Origin of the sequence: Streptomyces californicus, from assembly GCF_000717645.1 — a bacterium.
Classification (GTDB): domain Bacteria; phylum Actinomycetota; class Actinomycetes; order Streptomycetales; family Streptomycetaceae; genus Streptomyces; species Streptomyces californicus.
This window is the reverse complement of record NZ_JNZZ01000037.1, coordinates 40,031-49,498: the sequence shown is the minus strand read 5'-3', so window position 1 is coordinate 49,498 and position 9,468 is coordinate 40,031. Positions and strand designations below refer to the sequence as shown.

Sequence of the window (9,468 nt, the reverse complement as noted above, 5' to 3'; positions counted from 1 at the left end):
GGGTGGGGGAAGGCGAGGGGAGTGGGCGGGGCGTGGGAGTGGGGGAGGCGCGGCGGAACGACACGGTCCCGTGGGGACGCCCTCGTTGGGACGCAACCGTATCGTCGCAACGCCGAGAGTAGGACGTTTGTACGTCGCAACGCAACCGTTTCGTCGCGGCGGACTATCATGCGGACCATGACCACCGAACGGGGAACCCGCCGCCGAGCCCCTGCGGGCGCCGCCGTCCTGCGGGAGGACGTGACGGACGCGATCCGCGCCGCCGTCTTCGAGGAACTGGCCGCCGTGGGGTTCGCCCGCATGTCCATCGAGGGCATCGCCCGGCGCGCGGGCGTCGGCAAGACCGCCGTGTACCGCCGCTGGAAGTCGAAGCTGGCACTCGTCCTCGACCTGGTCGCGGCCGTCGCCGCCCAGGGGATGCCCGCCCCGGCCACCGGTTCGCTGTACGGGGACGTGCGTGCCGTCCTCGAACTGGCCGCCTACGCCCTGCGCCACCCGGTCGCCTCGCAGGTCATCCCGGACCTGCTGGTGGAGGCGGTGCGCAACCCGGAGATCTCCGAGGCGATCAAGGCCGCCCTCCTGGACCAGCAGCAGGGCGTCGCCGCCGTCGTGGTGCGGGAGGCGGTGGCCCGGGGCGAGCTGCCGGAGGGGAGCGATCCGGACCGGGCGCTCGACCTCATCGTCGGGCCGCTGTACTGGCGCCTGGTCGTCGTGCGCGGCGAGCTGCCGAAGGGGTACCTGGACGACCTGGCCGACTCGGCGGTCGCCGCCCTCCAGCACCCCGGTGAGCGATCCGGTCAGTGAGCCGGGTGCGCGCTCCGGCCGTGTCCGCGTTCGCGCTCGTCCCCGTGTCCGCCTTCGCGCCCGTCCCCGCCGGTCACCTCGCCGACGCCTGGGCCGCCTTGCCCGGCCCTCCCACCCGGGCCAGCACCTCGCCCGTACGGGGGCTGAACGCCAGCACCGTCGCGTTCTCCGGCAGCCGCTGGTTGCGGGTGAGCAGCAGCCATCGCACGCCGTACCGGCCGGTGATGCCGTCCCGCCGGGCCTGCGGGGTCGACGTGTCCAGATAGGCGGCGACCGCCCGGCTGCGCTCCCGCCGCTCGCCGGTCGCGAGGCCCGCGTCCGGCAGTGCGTCGGCCAGGACGTACGCCCCGTGCCCGGCCAGCGCGTACATCGCCGGGCGGCTGTCCGTCAGGACCACCTCGCCCGGCGGCACGTAAGCGGTCGCCCAGGCGTACGTTCCGCCGGCCGCCGCCCGCACCCCCTCGCCGATCGCGGGGGGCCGCGTCGTCCGGCCCTCCGGAGGCGTACGCGGGGCGGTCAGCCCGTTGTAGTACGGCCACACCGCCGCCACGGCGACCGCGCACACCGCGGCGAACACCCAGCGCGACAGGATCGGCCTGATCCGGGTCCGCGTCCGTACGGCGATCAGGGCCAGGCAGCCGATCGCCGCGCCGATCGCCGTGAGCGGGTGGACCAACAGGACGAGCCCGAGCAGGACGCCGATCCCGGCCGCCTCCGGCCAGGTGGGCGCCCGGCCGGGCTTCGGGTCGCCGGGGCGCGGGGCCCGGACGGCGGCGCACCCGGTCCACGCCCACAGGTGCAGGGTCACCGCCACCGCGAACGTGCTCGGGGCGCTCCAGCGGGCCGGGTCCGCCCAGTGGATCAGCGCCAGCGGGACCAGGGCGACGACCGGCACCCAGCGGTTCGGGGTCAGCTGCCGGGTGAGCCGGCCGATCCCGGTGAGCAGGAGCAGCAGGTTCACCGAAGCGGCCAGCGCGACGACGGACGGTCCGGCGAGCCCGGTGGCGCGGGCGGTCAGCCCCTGGAGCAGCGCGTACGGGGAGTAGTGCGCGCTCGCGACGGCGGGCAGGTCCGTCATCGGGAACGCCGGGTGCAGCAGGCTCGCCCGCAACCGTTCGACGATCGCGGCCTGGAGCCCGGCCTCGCAGCACAGCGGGGTCCGCCAGGCCGCCGCCGACAGCACCGCCCACAGCAGACCGCCGAGCACGAGGTACGGCGACGGCAGCCAGAGCGGGGGCCGGGCGGCCTTGCCTCTCCCGTCGCCGTCGGTCGCGGCGGAGGGCAGGTCGGGGGCGGCGGTGGACGCGGCGGAGGCAGCGGAGAAGAGGGGCACGCCTCATGGGTTCCGTGCGACGCGCCGGTTCTCCCCGCGGCCACCCGTCCGAGGGATTCCGGGCGACGGATCGGCGGGGACGGCCCCGGGACGGCTGCGGCGCCCCGGTGCGACGGCGGGTGTCATGCCGGTCGTCCGTTGTGCTCCGGTGCGACGGCGGGTGTCATGCCGGTCGTCCGTTGCGCCCCGGGGCGACGCCGGGTGTCATGCCGGTCGTCGCACAGGGCGTCGGGCCGGGTGTCATGCCGGGCGTCGCGCCGGGTGCCGTGCGGGGCGTCGCGTGGGGCGGGCGCTATGCCGGGTCGGCCAGCAGCCGGTCCGCGACCCGGGCCGCCGCGCCGCCGTCGTCCAGGTCGCAGAAGTCGCGGCGGAAGCTCTCGTACGCGTCCGCGTGCCGGGCCGTCTGCGCCCGGGTGTCGCGCAGCGCCTGCGCCACCTCGTCCGTCGTGACCAGCAGCGGTCCCGGCGCGCGCGTCTCGAAGTCGAGGCAGAAGCCGCGCACGGTGTCGCGGTAGTGCTCCAGGTCGTACGTGTGGAAGAGCATCGGCCGGCCCGTCAGCGCGAAGTCGAACATCAGCCCCGCGTAGTCCGTCACCAGGACGTCGGCGACCAGGAGCAGCCCGGCCGCCCCCGGGCGCCCGGACACGTCGAGCACGCCGGGGCCGTCCTGGAGCGCGCCGGTGACCCGGGGGTGCCGCCGGACCAGCACGGTGTGGCCGGGGCCGAGCGCGCGGGCCAGCGCGCGGGGGTCGAGCGCCGGGTCCCAGCGGTACGGGCCGGGGGCCGAGCGGTCCGGGGAAGCTGACGGGAGGTGGGCCAGGTGGTCGCGGTAGGTCGGGGCGTACAGCACGATCCGGTGGTCCTCCGGGAGGCCGAGCCCGCGCCGGACCTCCTCGGCGGCCTTGTCCCGGTCGGGCGGGAACAGCACGTCGTTGGCGGGCGATCCGGCCTCCAGCACCTCCCCGTGGTACGCGAGCGAGCGGCGCAGCCAGGGGGTGGCGAAGGTGCTCGGGGAGACCAGTACCGACCACTGGTCCGACCGCCGCGGCAGGGTGGCGAGGTACTGGTGATCGGCGTAGAGGGTGTCCGTCAGCCCGATGCCGAACCGGCCCAGCGGAGTGCCGTGCCAGGTCTGGACGACGGTCTGGCCCGGACGCCGCTCGAACCACGCGGGCAACTGCCCGTCCGTGACGATCCGCCGGGAGCGGGCCAGCGCCTCGTACCAGTCGGCGCTGTGCACGGGGACGGCCCGCGCCCCGGGCGGTACGGGGGTGGCGCGGCCGGGGGTGGTGCCGGTGACCCACAGGTGCTCGGTCTCCGTGCCCCGGCGCACCAGCTCGGTGTGTACGGCGCGCGGGGAGTCGCCGCCCGCGTAGAGAACGGTGTCCCGCAGCGGAAGTCCGCCCGGCGTGCGCCGGGCGGGGTGGTGCGCGGCGCGCAGGAGCCGCCTGCTGTACGCACTCCGCCCGGCGTGCGCGGGAAGGCCGGGCTCCGCGACGACGGTCAGCCGGTCGCCGTGGCGCCGCTCCGGGCGCAGGGCGCCCACGGGACCGCCCCCGCCTTCGTCGCCGGCCGGCCGCGCGGCGGTGGAACCGAGGAGGCGTACGGGGAGCCCGTTCAGGCGGACCTCCCACCGCCCCTCGGCGAGGGGCGGGGCGATCAGCACGGAGAACCGGCGACGGGACGTGCCGGTCTCCGCGCCCGCGACGGCCTCCGCGACCCGTACCTCCTCGCGCAGCGTCTCGTGGCGCAGGACGACGCGGATGCCGCACGCGGCTTCCGGCGCATCCGCCGCCCCCTCGGCGCACGCCCCCGGCGCATACGTCCCCGAGACGCGCAGGCCCCCGTCCGGGGTGCGCTCCACGAGGTCCGCGTACGGAGGGCCCGCCAGGTCCAGCACCAGATCGCCCGCCGCGTCCGCGTGCGCGGGCGGCGGCAGGTCCGGGGCGGCGGGCAGGGGGACGCGGTCGCCGCCCGGGAGCAGCAGCCGCGCCCGCCACCGCGCCCCGCCGGCGGCCTCGACCTCGCGGGGGGCCCGGTGCGGTGCGGGCGGGGCGTCGGCCAGCTCGGCGACGGGCACGCGCACCGAGAACGCCACCCCGCCGGACGGACGCGCCGGTCCGGACGAGGTCCCGGCGCCCCCCGCCCGGTACATCACCGGGAACGAACGCTCCACCGGCAACGAGGACTCCCTCGGGAACGAACGCTCTCCCGCGACGGGTCGCTCTCCCACTACGGGTCGCTCTCCCGCGACGGGCCGCTCCCCGTCCCCCTCGCCCTCCCGCGTCAGCAGCAGCGCCACCGGCCTCGCGCCGTCGAGCACCCGGCCCCGCACCACCAGCGCCCCGCCCTCCGCGACAGCCCGGTGGGCCTCCGCCACCGCGCGCAGGCGGGTCACGGTGAGGCGGAGGCGGCCGCCCCGGTAGTCCAGCACCGCCCGCCGCCCGTCGCCCAGGTCGTGCACCAGCGGCTGGTCCGCCCCGGCGTCCGGGGCGCGGACCGCGACCCGGCGCACCGCCCCGGGCCCCGCGAGGACCAGGCCCACCAGCCAGCCGCCGCCCTCCGCCGGGGCGGGCAGCCGGTCCGGGTCGAGGACCATCTCGAACCCCGCGCGGTCGTAGTCGTGCAGCTCCTGACCGGAGGCGACCGTCGCCTCGGGCGCGTCCACGGACCGCACCGGCACGGGGCGCACCCGGCGGCCCCGCTCCGCCCGGACCACGCCCACCGTCAGCCGCCGGTGCACCGGACCGGCGGGAAGGTTGCGCAGATACGCGTACCCGCGCAGCCGCAGCTTCCCGTCCACGTCCCACCGCGCCTCCAGAAGCCGCGCAACGGCGGGAACGTCCGTCCGCGCGAGCCGGGCGCTCGCGCCGCGCACGCCGGGGTACACCGCCCGGCGCCGTCCCGGCGGCCCCGCGACGGCGAACACGCCCGGCCCGTTGGCCCGTTCGAAGGCCAGCACCTCCAGCAGCTCGTCCAGCCGCCGCTCCCGCACCAGCGTCCACTTGACGCGCAGCTCCACCGGCAGCCCCTCCAGCGCCCCGGCGCCCGCCCGGTCGGCGAAGGCGCCCGCGCCCTCCAGGAACGCCGACCGGTACGCCTCGCCGCCCAGCGGCAGGCCGTCCAGGAAGTACCCGAAGTCGTCCCGCAGACAGGACGCGTCGTACGCCCGCCGCTGCTCCGCGTCCCGGCCGCCGAGGAACGCGCTGACCTGCTCGCACGCGGCGATCCGGTCCCGTACGCCCGTGACGTCCGTCCGCCGCCGGGTGATCGAGCCCTCCCGCACGCGCCAGTAGTAGACGTGCTCGCGCAGGACGTCCACGGAACCGGCGAGGTAGTGCGCGGGGATCATCACCGGGGTGTCCTCGTACAGCCTGCCCTCGGGGAAGGCGAAGCCGTGCGCGTCCCAGAACGAGCGGCGGAACACCTTGTTCCACGCCACCCGGTCGGCCAGCAGGCGCGGGTCCCGGGTGATGTGGGTACGCGGCCGGGCGGCGGTGAGCCAGCGGTACTGCCACGCCTGCTGCCGACCCTGCCCGGTCAGCCGCCACACGTTGCCCGTCGCCAGGTCGGAGCCGGTGGACTCCAGCGAGGCCGTCATCCGCTCGTACGCGTCGTGCACGACGATGTCGTCGCTGTCCGCGAACGCCAGGTAGGGGACCCCGGGGGTGGTGTGCCGGACGCCGGTGTTGCGCGCCGCGCTCAGCCCGGCGTTCGGCTGCCGCACCAGCCGGAAGCGGGCGTCCCGGGCGGCGAACTCCGCCGCGATCCGGCCGCTGCCGTCCGTCGAACCGTCGTCCACCATGACCACCTCGATCGCGTCGAGGGTCTGGTCCGCCACCGACCGGAGGCAGTCCTCCAGATACGCCTCGACGTTGTGGACGGGAACGACGACGCTGAGGAGTGGCTTCATGTCCTGGTCAACCCGGGGCCGGTCCCGGGGTCACCGATGCTGACCCGAACGGGTGAACACGACCCGCCCGCCGCCGACCCCGCCAGTACGCTCGGCTGCCATGCCCACCCGAGCTTCCGTGAAGCGGTACGTCCGCAGGCAGGTCCTGCGGGCCGTCTACCGCGCCGACCTGCGCCGCCCGCTCGACCCGGATCTCGCGGTCTACGGGGCGTACTGGAACCGGGGGGTCGCCTGCAACCCGGCGGCGATCCACGCCAAGGCCCGCGAACTGGTGCCGCACGTACGGGGGTTGTGGGTCGTCTCCTCCCGCCACCGGGACCGGATGCCGCCCGGTGTGCCGTACGTCATCGAGGGCTCGCGCCCCTACTGGCGGGCCATGGCCACCGCCACCTATCTGGTCAACAACTCCAGCTTTCCCGGGGGTTTCACCAAACGGCCCGGACAGCGCTACCTCCAGACCCATCACGGAACCCCCCTCAAGACCATGGGCCTCGACCAGCGCGCCTACCCCGCCCTCGCCCGCACGACCGACTTCGACAAGATCCTCGCCCACGTCGGCCAGTGGGACGCGAGCCTCTCGTCCAACCCGCACTCCACCGAGGTGTGGGACCACGTCTACCCGGGCGGGTACGAACGGCTCGACCTCGGATATCCGCGCAACGACGTGTACTTCACCGCCACCGCCGAGGAGATCGCCCGGGTCCGGGCGGGATTGGGCATCGCCGAGGGGCAGACCGCCCTGCTGTACGCCCCCACCCACCGCGACTACCGCGACGGCTTCGTCCCCGACCTCGACCCGCGACGCCTCGCGGGCGAACTCGGCCCGGAGTACGTGGTCCTGGTGCGCGCCCACTACTTCTACGGGCGGTCGGCCGGGCCCGCCGCCACCGGGTCGGCGCGCGTCCTCGACGTCACCGGGCACCCCCGGATCGAAGAACTCTGCCTGGCGGCGGACGCGTTGATCACCGACTACTCCTCCCTCACCTTCGACTACGCCTGCCTCGACCGCCCGATCGTCGTCCACGCCCCCGACTGGGCCGCCTACCGGGCCGTCCGCGGGACCTACTTCGACCTGCTCTCCGGCCGGCCCGGCGACACCCCGGGGCCGGTCACCACCACCCCGGCCGCGCTGGCCGACGTGTTCCGCACGGGGGAGTGGCGCTCCCCGGAGGCGGCCGCGCTGCGCACCGCGTTCCGGGCGCGGTTCTGCCCGTACGACGACGGGCGCGCGGCCGAACGCGTCGTACGGCACTTCTTCGCCGCGCCCGCGTGAGGCCGCCGGTCCCGAGGAACGTCTGGCCCCTCCGGTTCCGAGGAACGCGTAGCGCCGCCGGTCCCGGGCAACGCGCGGTGCCCCGGCCCGACGACCGCGCGGCGGCCCGGCCGACGGCCCGCCACCCGGATGGCTCATTCGGCCGGGCCGCCCCGATTCCTCCGCACCGCGCGGTCGTTGAGCCCCACAGCCCGCTCGCCCCGCCATGTTGGGAGACGTCCATGCACCGGTCCGCCTACGAGCAGATGGAACTCTGCGTCAAGGAGTACCTGCCCGTCGAAGGACCCCCGTCCGGCAAGGGCTCCGGCCACGGCGGCGCGTACCGGGTCGTCGACCTGGGCTCCCGCATCTCCGGGAAGCAGACCCGCACCCACCGGGCGCTCCTGGCAGGCCACCCCGTCGACTACTTCGGGGTCGACGTGCAGGACGGGCCCAACGTGGACGCCGTGATGACGAAGCCGTACCGCATCCCCGCCCGTTCCAACAGCGCCGACGTCGTGCTGTCGGGGCAGGCGTTCGAGCACATCCCGTTCTTCTGGGCGTCGATGCTGGAGATCGCCCGGGTCCTCAAGCCCGGGGGGCACGCGTTCATCACCGCCCCCTCCCGCGGTCACGTCCACGACGCGCAGGACTGCTGGCGCTACTACCCGGACGGCTTCCGCGCGCTCGCCGCCCACTCCCGGCTCGAACTGCGCGAGGCGTACACCGACTTCCCGCCGCAACGGGGCATCTGGCACGACTACCGGGCCATCGACAAGAAGGCCGCCTACTGGGGCGACTCCGTCGGCGTCTTCCGCAAGCCCGCGCGCTACCCCCGCCTGACCATGTTCGCCGTACGGGAGTTGGCGGTCTGGTGGGCCAACCGGGTCGGCGGGGTGGACGGCGTCACGCTGCCCCCGCCGGTGGAGGGCCGCGCGGAGTGCGGGCGCCCGAAGAGCGTGCCCGCGCAGACCGCCTCGCTCGAACAGGAGTCACCCCGATCAATGACAGGTTGACGAAAGATGACATGTGGCGCAAACCGCGCGTACTGTCCCGGGGCATGGCTTGGCGCAACGCCGTCAACGGCGTCCTTCAGCAGCTCACCGGTTACCAGCTCAGGCGCGTCACCGTGCCCGCCGCCCGCACCGCCCCCGCCGCCCCGGCCCCGGCACCGGACGCGGCCCCGGCGGCCCCCGCGCCCGCCGCGAAGCCGAAGGCGAAGAAGTCCGCTCCCGCGTTCCCCGCGGACTACGACGACGAGGCGAAGGACGTCATCCGCGCGGTCAAGCCGTTCTCGATGACCTCGCCGGAGCGGCTCAACGCCTTCATTCTCGCCACCCGGTACATCGCCCGGCACGACATCCCCGGCGCCGTCGTCGAGTGCGGTGTCTGGCGCGGCGGTTCGATGCAGGCGTGCGCCAAGACCCTGCTGTCGCTCGGGGAGACCGAACGCGACCTGTACCTCTTCGACACGTACGAGGGCATGACCCCGCCCACCGCCGAGGACCTGCGGCGCGACGGCCGGCCGGCCCAGGAGCTGCTGGACGCCCAGGGCAAGGACCGGCCGATCTGGGCCGTCGCCTCGCTGGAGGACGTCAAGGCGGGCTTCGAGACCGTGCCGTACCCCGCGGAGCGCGTCCACTACGTGCGGGGCCGGGTGGAGGACACCGTCCCCGGGCAGGCCCCCGAGCAGATCGCGATCCTGCGCCTGGACACCGACTGGTACGCCTCGACCAAGCACGAACTGGAGCACCTGTACGACCGGTTGGTCCCCGGCGGTGTGCTCCTCATCGACGACTACGGCTACTGGCAGGGATCGCGGCAGGCCGTGGACGAGTTCCTGGAGAAGACCGGCGAACGGCTGCTGCTGCTCCGCATGGACGAGGGCCGGATCGCCGTCAAGCCCTGACCCGCCTCTCCTCCCCATGGCGGCGCCCGCGCACCGAGCCCCGTGCCCTCCCCGGTACGGGGCTCGAACGCGCTCCGGGCGCGCCCCCCGGCGCGTGACTCCGCCCGTCCCGTCACCCGAACGGACCCCCTCGGGTGACCCCGCCATCCGGTGCGGGTTGTACCGCATGGCCCCTGAACGGCTCCCCGAACGGCTCTGAACGCCCTTCGTGCCCGAGGCCCACCACACCTCGGGCCGGACATCCCCGCCCACCGACG

Annotated in this window: 6 protein-coding genes; 4 read left to right on the top strand and 2 right to left on the bottom strand. The window is 75.3% G+C overall.

Annotated elements, in window-relative coordinates; translation table 11 throughout:
• The first annotated feature begins 177 nt into the window (after window positions 1–177).
• Window positions 178–804, top strand: coding sequence for a TetR/AcrR family transcriptional regulator (locus IF19_RS0131780; RefSeq protein ID WP_170757438.1), 627 nt, complete (start codon window positions 178–180; stop codon window positions 802–804).
• A 73-nt stretch (window positions 805–877) separates the two neighbouring features.
• Here IF19_RS0131780 and IF19_RS0131775 read toward each other — a convergent pair whose 3' ends face one another.
• Both IF19_RS0131775 and IF19_RS0131770 read right to left on the bottom strand, forming a co-directional pair.
• Entirely contained in the window at window positions 878–2,137 is a 1,260-nt protein-coding gene (locus IF19_RS0131775) for a hypothetical protein (RefSeq protein ID WP_030119546.1), read from the bottom strand.
• 292 nt (window positions 2,138–2,429) lie between these two features.
• A complete protein-coding gene (locus IF19_RS0131770) occupies window positions 2,430–6,050 on the bottom strand; it encodes a bifunctional glycosyltransferase/CDP-glycerol:glycerophosphate glycerophosphotransferase (RefSeq protein WP_030277990.1) in 3,621 nt (1,206 codons plus the stop codon).
• 100 nt (window positions 6,051–6,150) lie between these two features.
• On the opposite strand from IF19_RS0131770, the gene IF19_RS0131765 reads away from it, so the two are divergent.
• From IF19_RS0131765 to IF19_RS0131755, 3 genes are all read left to right on the top strand, one after another.
• Window positions 6,151–7,323 carry a CDP-glycerol glycerophosphotransferase family protein gene (locus tag IF19_RS0131765; RefSeq protein ID WP_078580824.1) on the top strand — a complete coding sequence of 391 codons (1,173 nt, stop codon included), beginning with the start codon at window positions 6,151–6,153 and terminating at the stop codon, window positions 7,321–7,323.
• Window positions 7,324–7,544: 221 nt separating this feature from the next.
• A complete protein-coding gene (locus IF19_RS0131760) occupies window positions 7,545–8,318 on the top strand; it encodes a methyltransferase domain-containing protein (RefSeq protein ID WP_030119550.1) in 774 nt (257 codons plus the stop codon).
• Window positions 8,319–8,329: 11 nt separating this feature from the next.
• Window positions 8,330–9,211, top strand: coding sequence for a TylF/MycF/NovP-related O-methyltransferase (locus IF19_RS0131755; RefSeq protein WP_030119551.1), 882 nt, complete (start codon window positions 8,330–8,332; stop codon window positions 9,209–9,211).
• Window positions 9,212–9,468 lie beyond the last annotated feature (257 nt).